Genomic DNA, 20,223 nt, shown 5'->3' on the forward strand with positions numbered 1-20,223 from the left:
AGTATCGCTGCCCCTGTATCGCTGCCCGATTGTCGCCCCCGCGGGCCCCTCTTGCGGAAAGGCCGTTCCATGAAAATCGCCGCCTACAATGTCGAGAACCTGTTCGACCGGGCCAAGGTCTTCAACGACGACACCGACGCCCATCGCGAGGTGCTGGACCTGCATGCCGAGATCAACTCCCTGTTCGAACAGCCGGTCTATTCGGCGGCCGACAAGGCCCGGATGCTGGTCATCTTCGAGGCGCTGGGCATCCTGAACGACAATGACGGGCCCTTCGTGCGCCTGCGCAAGATCCGTGGCCAGGTCATCACCCGCCCGCGCGACCGCTCCGCCCCGCGGCGCATCGTGGCCGACGGGCGCGACGACTGGATCGGCTGGGTCGAGCTCAAGACCGAAACGGTGGACGAGGTCGCCATGCTGCTGACCGCCCGGACCATTTTCGACGTGGGGGCCGATGTGCTCTGCATGGTCGAGGCCGAAAGCCGCCCGGTGCTGAAGCTGTTCCAGGAACGGATGGCCGACAAGCTGGCCCTGCCCGAAACCTATCGCCACGTGATGCTTGTCGACGGCAACGACACCCGGGGGATCGATGTCGGGCTGGCTACGCGCGACGGCTTCCCGATCGGGCGGGTGCGCAGCCATTGCGACGATCTCAAGCCCGATGGCCACCCGATCTTCAGCCGCGATTGCCCGGAATACGAGATCACCACGCCGTCGGGTGAAACGGTGATGGTGCTGTGCAACCATTTCAAGAGCAAGTTCGGTGGCAATTCGCCCGCCTCCCGGGCCAAGCGCGAGGCACAGTCGCTGGCCGTGCGGGGCTATTACGAACGTCTGATCGGCGAGGGGCAGGCCAATGTCGTGGTGCTGGGCGATCTCAACGACACGCCTGACAGCCCCGAGCTGGCGCCGCTGCTGACCGGAACCGACCTGCGCGACGTGTCGGACCACCCGGCCTTTGCCGAGGTGGATTTCCAGGCCGGCAACGGCCAGCGGGGCATCGGCACCTACGGGCTGGGCAATGACGATGACAAGATCGACTACCTGCTGCTGTCGCCGGCGCTGTTCGACCGGGTGCGCGGTGGCGGGATCTTTCGCAAGGGCGCCTGGCCCGGGTCGCGGCCGCCCCGCTGGGAGGTCTATCCCGAGTTGACCGAACGCCATCACGCGGCGTCGGATCATCACCTGATCTGGGCCGATATCGACATCTGAGGCGCCGGTCCGGCGGGGCGGCGACCCACGACCTGTTTGCAAACCGGCGCCGCGCCCGGCAGGCTGGGGCCACGGGGCCGGACGACCCCGGCCAAGCCACGCCCCAACCGACCCCCACCAGCGCCAGTGCCGCCCCGTCGACATGGCCCGGATCAGGAGAACCCCGATGAGCGTCACCGAACTTCGCCCGAACCTGGAACATTGGCAGGAACGCGTCGACCTGGCCGCGGCCTTTCAATGGACCGTGCGGCTGGACATGCACGAAGCCGTGGCCAACCATTTCTCGCTGGCGGTCAACGAGGATGGCACGAAATTCCTGATGAATCCCAATCAGATGCATTTCGCGCGGATCACGGCCAGCTCGCTTCTGGAAATCGATGCCAACGACCCGTCGACGATGGAAGGCCCCAATGCTCCCGATCCGACGGCCTGGGGCCTGCATGGCACGCTGCACCGGCTGTGCCCGCATGCCCGCTGCGCGATGCATGTGCATTCGATCCATGCCACGGTGCTGGCCTCGCTGGCCGACAGCCGGCTGCTGCCGATCGACCAGAACTCGGCCATGTTCTTCAACCGCCAGGCCATCGACGAGAATTACGGCGGGCTGGCCTTCGAGGAAGAGGCAAAGCGCTGCGCCGAGCTGCTGAGCGATCCCAAGAAGACCGTGCTGATCATGGGCAATCACGGCATCATGGTCATTGGCCAGACCGTGGCCGAGACCTTCAACCGGATGTATTATTTCGAACGCGCGGCCGAGACCTATATCCGCGCGCTGCAGACCGGCCAGCCGCTGCGCGTGTTGTCCGACGAGGTGGCCGAAAAGACCGCCGCCGAGATCGAGACCTATCCCCAGCAGGCCGACCGCCACCTGGCCGAGGTCAAGTTGCTGCTGGATGCCGAAGGGTCGAATTACGCCGCGTGAACGGCGCAAACCGACAAGAAAACACAGGTGGACCCGGCCTCACTGGCCGGGCCGGCCCCGCGGGGCACAGAAGACGGGACAGGCATGCAATACGGGCTGAATGAAGAGCAGGAGATGATCGTCTCCACCGTGCGGCGATTCGTGGAAACCGAGATCTATCCGCATGAAGACCTGGTCGAGCGCACCGGCGAAGTGCCGGCCGAGATCGCCGCCGAGATCAAGCGCAAGACGCTGGAGCTGGGCTTTTATGCCTGCAATTTTCCCGAAAGCGTGGGCTGCGCCGGGCTGAGCCACCTGGATTTCGCTCTGGTCGAGCGCGAGCTGGGGCGCGGGTCGATGGCGCTGAACCATTTCTTCGGACGACCGCAGAACATCCTGATGGCCTGCGAAGGCGAGCAGGTCGAGCGCTACCTGATGCCGGCGGTGCGGGGCGAGCGGATGGATGCGCTGGCCATGACCGAGCCGGGGGCCGGATCGGACGTGCGGGGCATGAAATGTGCCGCGGTGCGCGACGGCGGTGACTGGGTGGTCAACGGGACCAAGCATTTCATTTCCGGGGCCGACCACGCCGATTTCATCATCGTCTTCATTGCCACCGGCGAAGACCAGACGCCGAAGGGGCCGAAAAAGCGGATCACGGCCTTCCTCGTCGATCGCAGCACGCCGGGGTTCACGATCCGGGATGGTTACAAGTCGGTCAGCCATCGCGGCTACAAGAACATGATCCTCGATTTCGACGATTGCCGGCTGCCCGATGCCCAGGTGCTGGGCGAGGTCGACGGCGGGTTCGACGTTATGAACACCTGGCTTTATGCCACGCGGATCACCGTGGCGACCATGTCGGTCGGCCGGGCGCGGCGGGTGTTCGACTATGCGCTGGGCTATGCTGCCGAGCGCGAGCAGTTCGGCCAGCCGATCGGCAAGTTCCAGGGCGTGTCGTTCCAGATCGCCGACATGATCACCGAGATCGACGCCGCCGACCTGATGACGCTGGCGGCGGCCGACCGGCTGGACAAGGGGCTGCCGGCCAACCGCGAGATTGCCTCGGCCAAGGTCTTCGCCTCGGAGATGCTGGGGCGGGTGACCGATGCGGCGATCCAGATCCACGGGGGCATGGGGCTGATGGACGATTACCCGCTGGAACGGTTCTGGCGCGATGCCCGGGTCGAACGGATCTGGGACGGGACCAGCGAGATCCAGCGCCACATCATCTCGCGCGAGTTGCTCCGGGCGTTGGGCGCGTGAGGCGGGCGTTGGTGTGGGGTATTTGGGCCAAGAAGAAGACAGGGGCATGGCGCTGACCGGCGGCGGGCTCGCCCGGTTGCTGGCGCCGCGGCGGATCGCGGTGGTCGGCGGCGGGGCCTGGGCGGCATCGGTGCAGGGCGCGGCCGAGCGGGTCGGCTATGCGGGCGAGATCACCTTTGTGCATCCCCGGGGCAAGGGCCCGGCGGGCGCGCGGGTGGTGAGAGCGCTGAGCGACCTGGACGCGGCGCCCGATGCGGTGTTCCTGGCGATCAACCGGCATGCGACGATCGAGGCCGTGGCCGAGCTGCGCGCCATGGGGGCGGGCGGGGCGATCTGTTTCGCCAGCGGGTTCACCGAAGCGCTGGCCGAGGATGCCGCGGGCGCCGATCTGCAGGCGCGGCTGGTCGGGGCCGCCGGCGAGATGCCGATCCTGGGGCCGAATTGTTACGGTTTCATCAATGCGCTGGATGGCGCCGCGATCTGGCCCGACCAGCATGGCATGGCCCCGGTGGACCGGGGCGTGGCGGTGCTGACGCAAAGTTCGAACATCGCGATCAACCTGACGATGCAGCAGCGCGGCCTGCCGCTGGCGATGATGGTGACCTGCGGGAACATGGCGCAGCAGAGCCAGGCGCGGATCGCGCTGGGGCTGCTGGAGGATCCGCGGATCACCGCGCTGGGTCTGCATGTCGAGGGGTTCGGCGACGTGGCCGAATGGGAGGCCCTGGCCGAACGGGCGCGGGCCCGGAACGTGCCCATCGTCGTGCTGAAGGTCGGCCGGTCGGACCAGGCGCGGGCGGCAACCGTGTCGCATACTGCGTCGCTGGCCGGCAGCGCGGCCGGGGCCGGGGCCTTGCTGGACCGGCTGGGGATGGTGCGGATCGACGACCTGGCGTCCTTTGTCGAGACGTTGAAGCTGTTGCATGTGACCGGCCCGCTGGCCGAGCGCAGCCTGGGCGCGATCAGCTGTTCCGGGGGCGAGGCCAGCCTGGTAGCCGACATGGGTGCCGCCCGGGGGCTGGTCTTTCCGCCCCTGGCAGAGGCCCAGACCGAGGAATTGCGCGCGGCCTTGGGGCCCATGGTCGCCCTGGCCAACCCGTTGGATTACCACACCTATATCTGGCGTGACGTGCCCGCGATGACCCGGGCCTGGGCCGGGCTGGCCATGGGCAGCCAGGCGATGACCCTGTCGGTCGTCGACTACCCGGTTACCGATGCCGGCGATTGGACCTGTGCGACCGAGGCTGCCCTGGCCGTGCGCCGCCAGACCGGTCGGCCCTTTGGCGTGGTGGCCAGCCTGCCCGAGCTGATGCCGGCGGAGGTGGCCCGGCGGCTGATGGCCGGCGGGGTGGTGCCCTTCAACGGGCTGGCCGAGGCGCTGAACGCCGTGGCCGCGGCCAGCCTGCGGGCCGAATTGCCCCTGCCGCCTGTGCTGCCGGCCCCGGCCCTGGCCGGCGGGCGATTGTTGGACGAGGTGGCGGCCAAGGCCCGGCTGGCCCGGGGCGGGGTGCATGTGCCGCGCCACGTGGTGGTTGATGCTGCCGGGCCGGTGGCGCTGAACGGCATGGCCGGGCCCTTTGCGGTCAAGGGCCTGGGCCTGGCCCACAAATCCGACAGCGGTGCCGTGCGCCTGGGTGTGGCGGCCGGCGATGTGGGCGAGGTGGCCGCCGGTATCGGCACGCCCCGCGTGCTGGTCGAGCAGATGGTGCGCGGCGGCACGGTCGAGCTGCTGGTCGGGGTGGTGCGCGACCCGGCGCATGGCTTCGTGCTGACCCTGGGCGCCGGCGGGGTGATGACCGAAATCCTGCGCGATTGCGTGTCACTGCTGGTGCCAAGCCCGCCCGACCTGGTGCTCGAGGCGCTGCAGCGGCTGCGGTGCTGGCCGATGATCGACGGCTATCGCGGGCGCGAACCGGTTGACCTGGACGCGCTGCTGGATGCGGTGGAGGCGGTGCAGAACCTGGTTGCGGCCGAGGCACATCGCCTGCAGGAACTGGAAATCAACCCGCTGATCTGCGGCCCCGGCGGGGCGGTGGCGGCGGATGCTCTGATCCGCTTCGGCGGCGGGAAGGAAGACGGAGAATGACGGATACACCCTTGAAAACACGGCGGGATGGCGGCGTGCTGGAGGTCGTGCTCGACCGGCCCAAGGCCAATGCGATCGACCTGCAGACCAGCCGGCAGATGGGCGAGGTCTTTCGCGATTTCCGCGACGATCCCGACCTGCGCGTGGCCATTGTGACCGGCGGCGGCAAGAAGTTCTTCTGCGCCGGCTGGGACCTGAAAGGCGCGGCCGACGGCGATGCGGTGGATGGCGATTACGGGGTCGGCGGCTTTGGCGGGCTGCAGGAATTGCGCGGGCTGAACAAGCCGGTCATCGCGGCAGTCAACGGCATCTGTTGCGGCGGCGGGTTCGAACTGGCCCTGTCGGCCGACATCATCCTGGCCGCCGATCACGCGCGTTTTGCCTTCCCCGAGATCCGGTCGGGCACCGTTGCCGATGCCGGCACGATCAAGCTGCCCAAGCGCATTCCCTATCACGTGGCGATGGAAATCCTGCTGACCGGCCGCTGGTTCGAGGTCGACGAGGCCAAGCATTGGGGCATCGTCAACGAAATCCTGCCGGGCGAGACCCTGTTGGAGCGGGCCTGGGAGGTGGCGCGGCTGCTCGAAAGCGGGCCGCCGCTGGTCTATGCGGCGATCAAGGAGATCGTGCGCGAGGCCGAGGATTCCAAGTTCCAGGACATGATGAACCGGATCACCAAGCGTCAGCTGGCCAGTGTCGACATCCTTTACGACAGCGAGGACCAGCTGGAAGGCGCCCGGGCCTTTGCCGAAAAGCGCGATCCGGTCTGGAAAGGGCGCTAAGCCTTACAGGTCGTGGTGAAAATGGAAGATGTGCCCATGCAGGTCGCGCAGTGTGAATTGGCGCAGGCCCCAGGGCATGTCGGCGATGGGGCTGATGATCTCGGCGCCACGGGCGGTCAGCTCGGCATGGGCGGCGTCGACATCTTCGGTGAAGATCCAGAAGGTGCCGGGATGGATGTCACCATCCGTCTCGGCCAGGAACAGGGCGCATTGCCCGTGTGACACGGCGCCGATGCGCCCGACCTCGTGGTGCCAGCCGATGTTGAAACCCAGTCGGTCACGGTAATACTCCTGGGCCGCCTGGACCGAACGGACGGGCAGGGCGGGGGTCGGCTGATCGATCTTCATCGCGGGCGCCGTTTCGCACGGGCCCGGCAGGCTGCATCGGCCATCAGGGTTTCAGGGCCTTCAGCGAGAACCATTCCATCGATCCGCCGCTGCCCGCGCCCTTGGCTTCGGGGCGCATGGCGCCGTTCCAGTTGGTGTTCTTCAGCTCTTGCCCGAACCGCACGCTTTGCACGAACCAATTGTCCGGCTCGGCCCAACCCGGGCCGAAGACGGCGGCGACCCCGGCGTCGGTCGATCCGTCCTGGCCGGCCCGGTAGGCCACGCCGCGCAGCATCGACACGAATTGCGGCCAGCTGATCGTCGCGCGGAAGCGCTGATCGGTGAAGGGCGCGTCGCTGGTCGGCGCGCCCAGCGTGGTCCACAGCCGGGCGACATGCGGCTCGGGGCCGAGGTCATGGGCGATGCGCACCTGGGTTTCGCTGCCCTTGGCGCCGAACTGGCCGGAATAATAATGCTGGCCGGTTGCGCCCTGCTTGGGGTCGATCGACACCCGGTCGGGGCAGCCGACCCCGTCGCGGGCAACGCTGGCATGGTTGCAGAAGGTCCGCATGCCGATGTTCAGCACGCCATCGTCGCGCAGGTTCGGCGTGCCGTTCGAATTGCGGATCAAGAAGCGGAAGATCTGCACGACGCCGGACATGCCGTTGTTATCGAACATGGCATAGGTCTGGTCGGTCGTGACCTGCAGCTTGTGCCCCTCGCGGCAGGCTTGGTCGCGGCAGGTGCCGGCGCCGTGGAACGGGCGCATCCAGTCCTTCGGCTTGAGGTAGACCGAACGGAAATTGATGTAGATCCCCTGCACATCGGCATTGGCGGTGTGGGGCGAGACCTGCATGAAGGCCTGCGTCCCGCCTTCGCCGGTGCCCGACCGCAGGTACAGCCCGATCCCCCCGGCATCCTCGGCCTGCGACAGGGCCACGAAGGCATCCCCGCGCATGCCCGTCGACGGGCACATGGGCATGAACACCTGGTCGGTATCCAGCCCCGTCCTTTGTTTCGCGAAATCAGGTGGATAATCGACCTGGACCGAGCCGCCGCCGGTCGAACAGCGGGCCGCGTCGCGGTTGTCGCAAAGCTGGATCCGGCGGTTCTGCTGCTGGCAGGGGTAGTTCGGATCGGGCTGGGCGCGGAAGGCCGCCCAGAGCCCCGGATCGCGATCGCGCGGCCGGCCGGTGCCCCACATGATATGGTCGAATTCGGTCATCATGCGCGGCGAGGAATAGATCTCGTCACGGGTCGACACGAAATTGTCCGGCTGCTGCGCCTGCGACGGTCCGCCGGACAGCCACAGCAGGGCCAGAGACAAAAGAAACAGGACAGCCCCCGACACCCACCCGGCCAGGCGGGCGGCAGGACCATTCGGGAATCGCAGGGCGGGGGCCATGGCCGGTCTCCTTTGCGCGAGCATTGCACACCAAGGGTTAAGCGCTTGTGAAGCCTCGGCCAAGCCCGCCCTGTCCGCGCGGCGCAACACAGGCCGGTTCGTGCCGGCGGTTGCCTGCACGCATTTTGTGATCACAAAATCGAGCCTGCCCAAGCGCCCGGCATCAAAGGGAAAACCCTAGCCCAGGTGAGTGTCACCCCGGCTTCGGGCCAGGCGGATCTGTTTCTGGCGCTCGCGGAACCGGGCCTTGTCCTCGGCCGAGGTCTCGTCGATGCAATGATGGCAGGACACGCCGGCCTCGTATTCCGGCCGTTCGCGATCTTCGGCCAGGATCGGCCGGCGGCACCCGTGGCACAGGTCGTGCGGCCCCTGTTCCAGCCCGTGCCCGACGCTGACCCGGTTGTCGAAAACGAAACATTCCCCCTGCCAGGTGCTGTCCTCGGCGGGCATGTCTTCGAGGTAACGCAGGATGCCGCCCTTGAGGTGATAGACCTCGTTCACCCCCTGGTTCAGCAGGTAATTCGTTGATTTCTCGCACCGAATCCCGCCCGTGCAGAACATCGCGATGCGCTTGCCGCGATAGGCGTCCTTGTTGGCCTGCCACCAGGCCGGGAATTCGCCGAAGGACCGGGTGCCGGGATCGACGGCCCCTTCGAAGGTGCCGATGGCCACCTCGTAATCGTTGCGCGTGTCGATCACCACCGTGTCGGGATCGCGCACCAGCGCGTTCCACTCGGCCGGCTCGACGTAATGGCCGACGCGGGCCTGCGGATCGACATCCGGCTGGCCCATGGTCACGATTTCCTTCTTCAGCCGGACCTTCATGCGCCCGAAGGGCGGCGTGTCGGCCGTGGCTTCCTTCCATTCCAGCCCGTCACAGCCCGGCAGGGCGCGGATATGGGCCAGAACGGCATCGAGCCCGGCGCGCGGCCCGGCAATGGTGCCGTTGATGCCCTCGCGCGCCAGCAACAGCGTGCCCTTCACCTGGCCGGCCTCGCAGAGCGCCAGCAGCGGCGGTTTCAGCGCGGCGGGGTCGTCGAATCGGGTGAAATGGTAAAGCGCGGCGATCGTGTGCATGGCCGGGGCATAAACCCGGGCGGCCCCCGCGTTCAAGAGCGGGTCACGCGTCGCCCAGCACGGCCTCCAGCGTCCGGGCGCTGATCCGCGACAAGGTCGGGTGGTTCTCGCCGTAATAGGCCAGCGCCACGACCCCGGAATACAGCGCCCAGCCCCGGCCGCGGCGGATCATGTCGCGGTCGGCCCCGGCGGCCTGCAGAAAGGCATCGCGGGCGGCGCCTTCGAAGAGCGACCAGGCCGGGATCAGGTCGACGGCCGGATCGCCCCGGGCCATCAGGCCGAAATCGATCACCCCGGTCAGCCGGCCGGCATTGCCCAGCAGGTTGCCGGCGGACAGGTCGCCATGCAGCCACAGCGGCGCGCCCGACCAGGGCGGGGCGGCCATGGCATCGGCCCAGAGCCCCGACAGGTCGGCCAGCGGCCAGGACCGGGCCAGGTCGCCGATGCAGCGCCGGGTGGTGCCGTCGATCGTGGCCAGCGGCACACCCCGGTTGTGATTGGCCGACCCGGCGATCGGCCCGCCGGTGCCCGGCAGGTTGCGCAGCGCCCGGGCAAAGGCGCCCAGGCTGTCGGCCGCGGCCAGGGCGTTGGTCGGCGGGCGGGTGGCCAGGGTCTCGCCGGGCTGCCATTTCAGCACCATCCAGGGATGCGGATAGGCCGGGTCGGGCTCGCCCAGGGCCAGCGGCTCGGGCACGGCGAGGGGCAGGCCGCGCAGGGCCGGCAGCCAATCCCATTCGCGGCGCAGCAGGGTGACGGCCGACGGCCGCCGGGGCAGGCGCAGGATCTTGTCGCTGCCCAGCCGGAACATCCAGTTGTCGGTGCCCGTCGCCGCAAGCGGGCGCACCGGCTGGCCGGCCCATTCGGGCATGCCCCGGTCGACCAGCTCCTTGGCCAGTGACGTGCTCACCCTGATTTCATCACCGTGCATGACGCTCTCCTTGGCAGACCCGCTACCCTGTCTGGCCGCATTTGGCGAGAGCCACCATGCCGCTTGACCGGCGCAAGCCCGCCGCCTAGGCCGGACGGGCAGGCCCTGAACACGGAGGAAGCGCCATGCATGCCCTTGTGGTGATCGACGTCCAGAACGATTTCTGCCCGGGTGGCGCCCTGGCCGTGGCCGGCGGCGATGCCATCGTGCCGCGCATCAACGCCATGATGGTCGATTTCGACGCGGTGATCCTGACCCAGGACTGGCATCCGGCCGACCATTCGTCCTTTGCGCCCAGCCATCCCGGCCGCACGCCTTTCGACGTGATCGACATGCCCTATGGCCCGCAGGTCCTGTGGCCGGCCCATTGCATCCAGGGCAGCCCGGGCGCGGACTTTCACCCCGGGCTCGACCAATCGGCCGACCTGATCATCCGCAAGGGCTTTCGCCGGGGGATCGACAGCTATTCGGCCTTTTTCGAAAACGACCATGCCACGCCCACCGGGCTGGACGGCTACCTGCGCAGCCGGGGCATCACGGCGCTGACCATGGTGGGGCTGGCCCTGGACTTCTGTGTCAATTTCTCGGCCGTCGATGCCGCGGGGCTGGGCTATGACGTGACCGTCGTGCAAGAGGCCACGCGGGCCATCGATCTCGACGGGTCGCTGACTGCCGCGCGTGCAGGCATGACACAGGCCGGTGTCACATTGGCCTGATCCGGCCCGGCAACGTTGCGTCATCCCGCCCGGCTCTTCTAAGCTGGTGTCAATTCGGACGACACGGCAAAGGACCGGCAATGACCGACACCAGAGCCACCCGGACCGGGGACGTCCAGATCAACGACGTCACGGACCGATTCCAACCCGACCAGCTGCTGCAACGCTATGCGCGCGGTCGGGTCCGGCATTTTTTCCAGCGCCAGGTCCTGACCGGTCTGGGCAGCCTGACCCTTTGGCTGGTCGACGGGCCGGTCACCGGCCTGCTGGCCCTGGGCCTGGCCCTGCTGGGCGAGGCCGTGGATTGCCTGTTCCTGCGGGGTCTGCCCGACCGGCTGCGCCGCGGCGCGTCGGTCGAAGGTCAGCACCGCATCAGCACGCTGACCGCCCTGTTCCAGGCCCTGACCATCGCCGGCTGCGTGTCGCTGGCCTGGTTCGGCGATGCCGGGGCGCTGTCGCTGCTCTATCCGGCGGCCTTCCTGGCCGGTGCGGTGATCAATGCCGGCATGGTCCTGCCCTATCACCGTGCGGCGGGCATCGCCCGGATGGCCGTCTATGCCGCCACGGCCGCGGTCTTTGCCTTGGACGGCGCGATCTATGCGCCCGAGAACCTGCCCGGCCTGCCGATGAACCTGGCCGGGTTCCTGATCCTCGGGTACCTGTCCTGGACGGTCATCCGCTTTGTCATGGCCAGTTTCCAACGCCAGAAACGCAACGTCGAGGCCCTGGCCGCCCAGGCCGCCAAGCTGGCCGAGGCCAATGCCGCAATGGCCCGGCGCGAGATCGAGACCCGCCGCCTGGCCACGGCCGTGCGCAACGCCAATGACAGCGTGCTGCTCTGCGGGGCCGACGGGCGGATCACCTGGGTCAACGATGCCTTCACGCGCATCACCGGCTATCCGCTGGACGAGGCCGTCGGCCGCATGCCGGGCGACCTGCTCAATACCGATGGCACCGATCCGGCGGCGATCGAGGCCATTGCCCGGGCGGTGCGCGGGGGCGTGCCCTTTCGCGGCGAGATCCTGAACCGGACCAAGACCGGCGAAGAGGTCTGGATCGAGACCAGCCAGGTGCCCGTGGTCGAAAGCGGGGCCGGTGGGCGGCCCGACATGTTCGTGTCGATCGAGCGCGACATCACCGAGGCCAAGCGCCAGGCCCGCGAGCTGGCCGAGGCCAAGCAGGCCGCCGAGGATGGTGCCCGGGCCAAGGCCGAGTTCCTGGCCACGATGAGCCACGAGATCCGCACGCCGATGAACGGGGTGATCGGCATGGCCGACCTGCTCTGCGACACCGACCTGACCGACGACCAGCGCGACTACGCCCAGACCATCCGCGGCTCGGCCCGGGCCCTGCTGAAGATCATCAACGACGTGCTCGACCTGTCGCGGCTGGAAGCCGGCAAGATGGACCTGGCCCCCGAACCCTTTGACCTGCGCCATTGCATCGACGGCGTGCTGACCTTGATGCGGCCCCAGGCCGAACAGAAGGGCCTGACCCTGGTCGGCCGGCTGCCCGTCGACATCCCGGCCCGGGTCAGGGGCGACGACGGGCGCATCCGCCAGGTGCTGGTCAACCTTCTGGGCAACGCGATCAAGTTCACCGAGACCGGCGGCGTGACCCTGACGCTGGAACTGACCCGCGAGGGGGCCGACTGGCGCGCGGTGATCGACGTGGTCGACACCGGCATCGGCATTCCGGCCGACAAGCTGGCGACGATCTTTGAAAGCTTTGCCCAGGCCGATGCCACGACAACCCGGCGCTATGGCGGCACCGGGCTGGGGCTGACCATCTCGCGCCGGCTGGTCCAGGCCATGCAGGGCGAGCTGTCGCTGACCTCGGAAGAAGGGCTGGGATCCTGTTTCCGCCTGTCTCTGCCGCTCGAAGCTGCGGCCGACCCGGTGATCGCCGAGACCGGCGGGCGGGGCGAGGGCGCCGGGCCGGACGGGGATGACATGCCCCAGCTGGCGGGCATCGACCTGCTGGTTGCCGAGGACAGCAGCGTGAACCGTTTCCTGATCGAACGCTTCCTCGCGGACACCGGCATGCGCCTGCGCTTTGCCCATGACGGCGGCCAGGCCGTCGACATGGTCGACCAGCGCGTGCCCGATGTCATCCTGATGGACATGTCCATGCCCGTGCTCAGCGGCATCGAGGCCACCCGCGAGATCCGCTCGCGCCCGGGCGCGCAGCCGCTGATCGTCGCCCTGACGGCCAATGCCTTCGACGAGGACCGCCAGGCCTGCCTTGACGCCGGGATGAACGACTTCCTGACCAAGCCGATCGACCGCGCCCGGCTGCTCGAATGCCTGACCCGGCTGTTGCCGCAGGTTGCGGAGGCCGCAGAAGCCTGATTTTCTGCGCCCCGGCGCGGGGAGAGCCCCGCGCGCACCAGGAGGGGCCCGGCCTTGGACATCGCGACGCGCGTTTATAACCACAAGTGGAAGATCGACCCGATCGTCCGTTCGCTGATCGACACCGATTTCTACAAGCTGTTGATGTGCCAGTCGGTCTTTCGCAACCGGCCCGACACCAAGGTGGAATTCTCGCTGATCAACCGCACGACAACGGTGCCCCTGGCCCGGCTGATCGACGAAGGCGAGCTGCGCGAACAGCTCGACCACATCCGCTCGCTGTCGCTGTCGCGCGGCGAAAGCACCTGGCTCCGGGGCAACACCTTTTATGGCAAGCGCCAGATGTTCCGCTCGGACTTCATGGAATGGTTCGAGAACCTGCGCCTGCCGGCCTACGAGCTGGAGCGCCGGGGCGACCAGTACGAGCTGACCTTCGAAGGCACCTGGCCCGAGGTCATGCTGTGGGAAATCCCGGCGCTGGCCGTGCTGATGGAACTGCGCTCGCGGGCGGTGCTGAACGACATGGGCCGGTTCGAGCTGCAGGTGCTCTATGCCCGGGCGATGACCCGGGTCTGGGAAAAGATCGAACGCCTGCGCGAGGTCGAGACCCTGCGCATCGCCGATTTCGGCACCCGGCGGCGGCATTCCTTCCTGTGGCAGGATTGGTGCGTGCAGGCGATGATCGAAGGGCTGGGCGAAAAGTTCACCGGCTCGTCCAACTGCCTGATCGCCATGCGCCGCGAGGTCGAGGCCATCGGCACCAATGCCCACGAGCTGCCCATGGTCTATGCCGCCCTGGCCGAGGATGACGCAGCCTTGGCCCGCGCGCCCTACGAGGTGCTGTCGGACTGGCACGAAGAGCATTCCGGCAACCTGCGCATGATCCTGCCCGATACCTATGGCACCAAGGGGTTCCTCGACCGCGCGCCCGACTGGCTGGCCGGCTGGACCGGCATCCGCATCGACAGCGGCGATCCGGCCGCCGGGGCGGAAACCGCGATCGACTGGTGGAAGGCCCGGGGCGAGGATCCGACGCAGAAGCTGGTGATCTTTTCCGACGGGCTGGATGTCGACAAGATCGTCGAGCTGCACCACCAGTTCCAGGGCCGGGTGCGGGCAAGTTTCGGCTGGGGTACGCTGCTGACCAACGATTTCCGCGGGCTGGTGCCCGGCGACCGGCTGGCGCCGTTCTCCCTGGTCTGCAAGGCGGTGTCGGCCAACGGGCGCCCGACGGTGAAACTGTCGGACAATCCGGAAAAGGCCATGGGCCCCGCCGACGAGATCGCGCGCTACAAGCGGGTCTTCGACGTGGGCGCGCAGGAACGGATGGACGTCATCGTCTGACGTCCATCGCGGTCAATGTTCGGTGGGCGTGGTCACCGCCCGCTGCTTGACCCGCTCGCGCCAGATCACGGTCAGCCCGCCGACCATGATCAGCAACCCGCCGGGAAACAGCGTGCTGAAGGGCGTTTCGCCGAAGAAGGCCCAGCCAAAGACAAAGGCCACGGGAATGCCGAAATAGGTGAACGGGGCCAGGTTCGATTGTTCGGTCATGCGGAATGAGATCACCATGACCAGCACGGCCGTGCCGCCGAATATGCCCATGGTCAGCAGCCAGAAGGCATCCGACCAGCTGGTGATCGGTGAAAAGCCCCCGGTCAGGGCGGCAATGACCAGCGAAGCCGCCATCGACACGCTGACCGAATAGAGGTTCATCAGCGGCGAGGGCACATCCGGGTCGATCAGCCGCGAGGTGATGCCCGACACGGCATAAAGCAGGGCCGACAGCAGCGGCGCCATGGTCGCCAGCTGAAAGGTCGAGGCGCCGGGCTCCATCACCAGGATCACGCCGACAAAGCCGATCAGCACGGCGAACCAGCGCACCGGCCCGACCTTTTCGCCCAGGATGGGAATGGCCAGGGCGGTCATGAACAGGGCGTTGGCATAGGTGATCGTGGTGGCGGTGGCATAGGCCATGGTGCCCAGCGAAATATAGAAGAACAGCTGGGCAAAAGAGGTCGACAGCCCGCGCGCCACGGCCATGCGCCATTGCCGCAGCCGCCATGGCCGGCCGTTGCGATGCCAGGACCGCGAGGTGGCCAGGGCGATCGCGCTGGGGAAAAGACCGAAGAAATTGCGCCAGGCCGACAATTCGGGGGCCGAGAAGCGCGGAGAGAGATGCTTGATCACCAGCCCCATGGACTGGAACAGGACCAGCGCCACGAGAGAGAGCACGATGGCCAGCACGACATTGTCGCCGTCCTTCGCGCTCATCCCCGGTCATCCATGGTGGGCGGCCACCGTCTTGAGTTGTGAAAAGCCATAGAGCGCCTCGAATCCTTTCTCTCGGCCGTGGCCCGACTTGCCGCGGCCGCCGAAGGGCAGTTCGACCCCGCCCCCGGCTCCGTAATTGTTGAGGAAGACCTGTCCGGTCTTCAGCCGTTTCGCCAGCCGCATCTGCCGCGCGCCGTCGCGGGACCAGACCGAAGACACCAAGCCGTAATCGGTGCCATTGGCAATGGCCACGGCCTCGTCTTCGGTGTCGAAGGGGACAAGCACCTGGACAGGGCCGAAAATTTCATCCTGTGCAAGGATGTGATCACACGGCACATCGGCAAAGAGCGTCGGCGTGACATACGCCCCGGAGGCGGGCGCGGATTTTGTGATCACACCGCGGCCCGCGACGGTCAGATCAGCGCCCTTGTCGAGAAAGGCAGTGACGATGTCGCGCTGCCGATGCGAGATCAGCGGGCCAAGCCGCAGGTCCTCCATGGCCGGGCCGACGGTCAGCGCGCCATAGGCCGCGCCCATCATCTCGCGGATCCGGTGATAGACCCCGCGCTGCACCAGGATCCGCGACGAGGCCGAACAGGTCTGGCCCGCGTTCTGGATGCCGGCATTGACGAGGAAGGGCAGGGCGGCCTCAAGGTCGGCATCGTCAAAGACCAGCTGGGGCGACTTGCCGCCCAGCTCCAGCGTGACGGGCACCACGTTTCGCGCGGCGGCGGCCTGTACGGCGGCGCCGGTGGCAACCGAGCCGGTAAAGGAAATGTGGTCGATGCCGGGATGGCCCGACAGCGCCGCGCCGGCCTCGGGGCCAAGGCCCGGCACGACGTTGAGCGCACCGGGGGGCAGGCCGGCCTCGGTGGCGATATGGGCAAAGGCCAGGGCGGTGAGGCAGGCCTCTTCAGCGGGTTTCAGCACGCAGGCATTGCCCATGGTCAGCGCCGCGCCGACCGAGCGGCCAATGATCTGCATCGGGTAGTTCCAGGGCACGATATGGCCCGTCACCCCGTGCGGTTCGCGCAGGGTGTAAACGGTGTAGCCATCAAGATAGGGCAGCGTTTCGCCATGCACCTTGTCGGCCGCGCCGCCGTAGAATTCCAGGTAACGGGCCAGGGCCACCGCATCGGCCCGGGCCTGGGTCAGCGGTTTGCCCACGTCCAGCGCCTCCAGCCGGGCCAGGTCGTCGACGCGGTCCAGCACGAGGCGGCTCATCTTCATCAGGATGCGGCCCCGCTCCAGCGCCGTCATCCGGCCCCAGTCGCCGTCCATGGCCGATTGCGCGGCGGCGACGGCGGCGTCGATCTCGGCCGCGCCGCCCCGGGCGATCTGGCACAGGGTCGATCCGTCGGACGGGTTGAGCAGGTCGATCGTGCCGGCCTCGGCCGGGATCCAGCGGCCGCCGACCAGGCAGGTCGTCGGGTCGAACCAGGGGGTCTGGTCTGTCATCGGGCGTCTCCTCCATCCGCCGTGAACATGAAACCGTCCGCCCCTGCCGGGGCGGGCGCGTGCGAAGCTCGGGCCGCGCGGGTCAAGCGATCTCCGGCAGGACCGGGGCGGCGTCGATCAGGCTGCGCGTGTAGGGGTGGCTCGGGGCCGAAAAGACCTGTTCGGTCGGCCCCTGTTCGACGATCTGGCCCGATTGCATGACCATGACCCGATCGGTCACGGACCGGACGACGGACAGGTCGTGGCTGATGAACAGGTAGGTCAGGCCGTGGCTGCCGCAGAGATCGGCGATCAGGTCGAGGATGCGCGCGCGGACCGAGACATCCAGCGCCGAGACGGCCTCGTCGAAGAGGATGATGTCGGGCCGGATGATCAGGGCCCGGGCAATGGCGATGCGCTGGCGCTGGCCGCCCGAGAATTCGTGGATGTACTTGCCCGCGTCCGAGGGCTGCAGGCCGACGGCATCGAGGGCGGCATCGACGGCGTGGCGGCGGGCGGCGCCGGTGGGGGGGTCGTCCAGCAGGTGGAAGGGCTCGGTGACCAGCCGTTCGACCCGGTGGCGCGGGTTGAACGAGCCGTAGGGGTCCTGGAACACGACCTGCATGCGCCGGCGGATGGAGGGATCGACGGTGCCCCGGGTCAGGATCGGCCGGCCGTCGAACAGGATGTCTCCGCCCTGCACCGGGTCGAGGCCCAGCAGGGCGCGGGTGAGGGTGGATTTGCCGCAGCCGGATTCGCCGACCAGGCCCAGCCGTTCGCCGCGGTTGAGCGTGAAGCTGACGCCCTTGACGGCCTCGAACCGGCCCGGCCGGGCAAAGGGATGGGGGCGGGGCGTGCGGTAGCTGCGCACAACGTTGCGGATTTCGAGCAGCGGCCGGGGTGGCGGGGCCGGAGGCAGGGTGACCTGGTGGGCCGAGGCGGCGAAGAGCATGCGCGTGTAGGGGTGCTGGCGTTGCCGCAGCAACTGGGCGGTCGGGCCGGTTTCGACCACGCGGCCGGTCTGCATGACCACGATGCGGTCGGCCATGTCGGCGACCACGGCCAGGTCGTGGGTGATCATCATCAGGCCCATGCCGTCTTCGGCCACGAGCTGTTTCAGCAGGGCGAGGATCTGGGCCTGGGTGGTGACGTCGAGCGCGGTTGTCGGCTCGTCGGCGATCAGCAGGCGGGGTTTCAGGGCAATGGCCATGGCAATGACCACGCGCTGGCGCTGGCCGCCGGACAATTCATGGGGAAAGCGCGACAGGGGGAAGCGGTCGGGCGGCAGGCCGACGCGGGCAAGCACCTCTTCCGCCCTTTGTCGGGCGGCCTCGGGCGTCATGGCGCGGTGCACCAGGATGGTCTCGGCCACCTGGTCGCCGATGGGGCGCACCGGGTTCAGCGCGGTCATCGGCTCCTGGAAGACCATGCCGATGTCGCGGCCCCGGATGGCGCAGAGCCGGTCTTCGCCCAGCGTGAGCAGGTCGGTGTCGCCCAGCATCAGCCGCCCGCGGGCCTTGGCCCCGTCGGGCAGCAGGCCCATGGCGGCCAGGGCGGTCAGCGACTTGCCCGACCCGCTTTCGCCGGTGATGGCCAGGATCTCGCCCGGGGCGATGGCCAGCGAGACATCGCGCAGGATCGGTGTGCCGGCGATGTCCAGGCAGAGGGAATCGATGGTCAGCAGGCTCATGCGCGGCGGGCCTTCAGCCGGGGGTCGAGCATGTCGCGCAGCCCGTCGCCCAGCAGGTTGAGGCCCAGCACGGTCAGCACGACGGCCAGCCCGGGCACCAGGGCGATGTGCGGGGCGATGGTGACCAGGGTCTGGGCATCGGCCAGCATCCGGCCCAGCGATGGCGTCGGGGGCTGGACGCCCAGGCCGACAAAGGACAGGGCGGCTTCGACCTGGATGCCCAGGGCGAACTGGATCGTGCCCTGGACGATCAGCAGGTCGGAGACATTGGGCAGGATATGTTCGACCGAGATCCGCGTGGCCGACTTGCCCGACACCCGGGCGGCCATGATGAACTCGCGCTGCCACAGCGACAGGGCGGCGCCCCGGGTGACCCGGGCGCAGACCGGGATGTTGAAGATGCCGAAGGCCAGCACGGCATTGATGGCCGAGGGGCCGAAGACGGCGGTGATCAGGATGGCCATGACGAGGAAGGGAAAGGCAAAGACGATGTCGTTGCCCCGCATGATCAGCTCGTCCGGCCAGCGCCCGCGGTTGGCCGCGGCGGCCAGGCCCAGGGGGATGCCCGCGGCCAGGCCCACAGCAATGGCCAGGGCGGCCACGGCGATCGAGGTGCGCAGCCCGGCCATGGTCATCGACAGCAGGTCGCGGCCCAGCTGATCGGTGCCCAGGGGATGGGCGGCCGAGGGGCCCTGCAGCTTGTTGGGGATGTCGAGAACGGTGACGTCGTAGGGGGTCCAGACCAGCGAGACCAAGGCCAGGGCGGCCATCGTCGCGCTGAGCGCCGCGCCGATCAGGAAGTTGCGGCTCATGTCCGGGCTCTCAGGCGGGGGTCGATCAGGGCATAGGCCAGGTCGACGGCAAAGTTGATGACGATCACGGCGAAGACGATGAGCATGATGACCGATTCCACGACGATCAGGTCACGGGCCGAGATCGACTGAAAGATCAGCCGGCCCAGCCCGGGCAGGTAGAAGACCTGTTCGATGATGATCGTGCCGGCGATGAGGAACGAGAATTGCATGCCGACGATGGTCAGCACGGGGATCAGGGCATTGCGCAGGGCATGGCGCCACAGGGCCTGGCGGCGCGACAGGCCCTTGGCCCGGGCGGTGCGCATGAAATCCTGGCCCAGCACGTCGATCAGGGCCGAGCGCATGACCCGGGCCAGGATGGCGCCCTGGGGCAGGGCCAGGGCGATGGCCGGCAGGGTCAGGGCGCGCAGGCCGGCAAACAGGCCGTTGTCCCAGCCCGGGAAGCCTCCGGCGTTGAACCAGCGCAGGCGGATGGCAAAGATCAGGACGAGGAACATGGCGAACCAGAAGTTCGGGATGGCCACGCCCAGCTGGGTGGCGCCCATGACGGCGGTATCGCCGGCCCGGCCCCGGCGGGCGGCAGCATAGATCCCGGCGGGAAAGGCGATGACCAGCGACAGGACCAGGGCATAGCCGGCCAGGGGCAGGGTGATCCACAGCCGGTCGGCAACCATGCGGGCGACCGGCGTGCGATAGGTATAGGACGTGCCGAAATCCCCGGCGAGCATGCCGGTGATCCAGCTGACGTAGCGGTCCAGCCGCGACTGGTCGAGGCCCAGCTCGGCGCGCAGGGCGGCCAGGGTGTCGGGCTGGACATTGATGCCCAGCATGTAGCTGGCCGGATCGCCGGGCACGATTTCGATGACGAAGAAGATGGCCAGCGAGGCAACGGCCAGGCTGATGACCAGGGAGGCCAGTCGTTTGATCGTGTAGTGCAGCATCGGCGGCAGGTTAGG

At 68.1% G+C, this 20,223-nt stretch carries 17 protein-coding genes; 8 read left to right on the forward strand and 9 right to left on the reverse strand.

Annotated elements, in window-relative coordinates; genetic code table 11:
* Positions 1-69 precede the first annotated feature (69 nt).
* The 5 genes from ACK3BB_RS03865 to ACK3BB_RS03885 all read left to right on the forward strand — a co-directional run bounded on the left by ACK3BB_RS03865 (position 70) and on the right by ACK3BB_RS03885 (position 6,247).
* On the forward strand, positions 70-1,212 hold the full coding sequence (locus ACK3BB_RS03865; protein WP_428927415.1) for an endonuclease/exonuclease/phosphatase family protein: 1,143 nt from the start codon (positions 70-72) through the stop codon (positions 1,210-1,212).
* A gap of 166 nt (positions 1,213-1,378) precedes the next feature.
* Entirely contained in the window at positions 1,379-2,134 is a 756-nt protein-coding gene (locus ACK3BB_RS03870) for a class II aldolase and adducin N-terminal domain-containing protein (protein WP_428927416.1), read from the forward strand.
* 84 nt (positions 2,135-2,218) lie between these two features.
* A complete protein-coding gene (locus ACK3BB_RS03875; RefSeq protein ID WP_428927417.1) occupies positions 2,219-3,379 on the forward strand; it encodes an acyl-CoA dehydrogenase family protein in 1,161 nt (386 codons plus the stop codon).
* 46 nt (positions 3,380-3,425) lie between these two features.
* Positions 3,426-5,465, forward strand: coding sequence for an acetate--CoA ligase family protein (locus ACK3BB_RS03880; protein ID WP_428927418.1), 2,040 nt, complete (start codon positions 3,426-3,428; stop codon positions 5,463-5,465).
* Positions 5,462-6,247, forward strand: coding sequence for a carnitinyl-CoA dehydratase (locus ACK3BB_RS03885; RefSeq protein ID WP_428927419.1), 786 nt, complete (start codon positions 5,462-5,464; stop codon positions 6,245-6,247). The genes ACK3BB_RS03880 and ACK3BB_RS03885 overlap by 4 nt, the downstream gene beginning before the upstream one ends.
* Positions 6,248-6,250: 3 nt before the next feature.
* Here the strand turns inward: ACK3BB_RS03885 and ACK3BB_RS03890 are convergent, their stop codons facing one another.
* The 4 genes from ACK3BB_RS03890 to ACK3BB_RS03905 form a co-directional block, all read right to left on the reverse strand.
* A complete protein-coding gene (locus tag ACK3BB_RS03890) occupies positions 6,251-6,595 on the reverse strand; it encodes a glyoxalase superfamily protein (protein ID WP_428927420.1) in 345 nt (114 codons plus the stop codon).
* A 43-nt stretch (positions 6,596-6,638) separates the two neighbouring features.
* Positions 6,639-7,979: a hypothetical protein gene (locus tag ACK3BB_RS03895; RefSeq protein WP_428927421.1), complete on the reverse strand. Its 1,341-nt coding sequence runs from the start codon at positions 7,977-7,979 to the stop codon at positions 6,639-6,641.
* A 177-nt stretch (positions 7,980-8,156) separates the two neighbouring features.
* Positions 8,157-9,056, reverse strand: a complete 900-nt coding sequence (locus tag ACK3BB_RS03900) for a rhodanese-related sulfurtransferase (protein WP_428927422.1) — start codon at positions 9,054-9,056, stop codon at positions 8,157-8,159.
* Between the two features lie 43 nt (positions 9,057-9,099).
* Complete coding sequence (locus ACK3BB_RS03905; RefSeq protein WP_428927423.1) at positions 9,100-9,963, reverse strand: aminoglycoside phosphotransferase family protein; 864 nt, start codon at positions 9,961-9,963, stop codon at positions 9,100-9,102.
* A gap of 146 nt (positions 9,964-10,109) precedes the next feature.
* On the opposite strand from ACK3BB_RS03905, the gene pncA reads away from it, so the two are divergent.
* From pncA to pncB, 3 genes are all read left to right on the forward strand, one after another.
* Positions 10,110-10,700, forward strand: a complete 591-nt coding sequence (gene pncA, locus ACK3BB_RS03910; RefSeq protein WP_428927424.1) for a bifunctional nicotinamidase/pyrazinamidase — start codon at positions 10,110-10,112, stop codon at positions 10,698-10,700.
* 80 nt (positions 10,701-10,780) lie between these two features.
* Entirely contained in the window at positions 10,781-13,051 is a 2,271-nt protein-coding gene (locus ACK3BB_RS03915) for an ATP-binding protein (RefSeq protein WP_428927425.1), read from the forward strand.
* A gap of 54 nt (positions 13,052-13,105) precedes the next feature.
* Positions 13,106-14,395, forward strand: a complete 1,290-nt coding sequence (gene pncB / locus ACK3BB_RS03920; RefSeq protein ID WP_428927426.1) for a nicotinate phosphoribosyltransferase — start codon at positions 13,106-13,108, stop codon at positions 14,393-14,395.
* Between the two features lie 12 nt (positions 14,396-14,407).
* Here the strand turns inward: pncB and ACK3BB_RS03925 are convergent, their stop codons facing one another.
* The 5 genes from ACK3BB_RS03925 to ACK3BB_RS03945 all read right to left on the reverse strand — a co-directional run bounded on the left by ACK3BB_RS03925 (position 14,408) and on the right by ACK3BB_RS03945 (position 20,208).
* Complete coding sequence (locus tag ACK3BB_RS03925) at positions 14,408-15,325, reverse strand: DMT family transporter (protein WP_428927427.1); 918 nt, start codon at positions 15,323-15,325, stop codon at positions 14,408-14,410.
* Between the two features lie 6 nt (positions 15,326-15,331).
* Positions 15,332-16,783 carry an aldehyde dehydrogenase family protein gene (locus ACK3BB_RS03930; RefSeq protein ID WP_428927428.1) on the reverse strand — a complete coding sequence of 484 codons (1,452 nt, stop codon included), beginning with the start codon at positions 16,781-16,783 and terminating at the stop codon, positions 15,332-15,334.
* Positions 16,784-16,865: 82 nt separating this feature from the next.
* Positions 16,866-18,452 carry an ABC transporter ATP-binding protein gene (locus ACK3BB_RS03935; protein WP_428927429.1) on the reverse strand — a complete coding sequence of 529 codons (1,587 nt, stop codon included), beginning with the start codon at positions 18,450-18,452 and terminating at the stop codon, positions 16,866-16,868.
* Positions 18,449-19,264 (reverse strand): ABC transporter permease, encoded by an 816-nt coding sequence (locus ACK3BB_RS03940; protein WP_428927430.1) that lies wholly within the window; start codon positions 19,262-19,264, stop codon positions 18,449-18,451. The genes ACK3BB_RS03935 and ACK3BB_RS03940 overlap by 4 nt, the downstream gene beginning before the upstream one ends.
* The gene (locus ACK3BB_RS03945) at positions 19,261-20,208 is read right to left on the reverse strand and encodes an ABC transporter permease (protein ID WP_428927431.1); all 948 of its coding nucleotides are present in this window, start codon (positions 20,206-20,208) and stop codon (positions 19,261-19,263) included. Before ACK3BB_RS03945 ends, ACK3BB_RS03940 begins: the two co-directional genes overlap by 4 nt.
* Positions 20,209-20,223 lie beyond the last annotated feature (15 nt).

Source organism: Marinibacterium sp. SX1 (genome assembly GCF_050389775.1).
Classification (GTDB): Bacteria; Pseudomonadota; Alphaproteobacteria; order Rhodobacterales; family Rhodobacteraceae; genus Marinibacterium.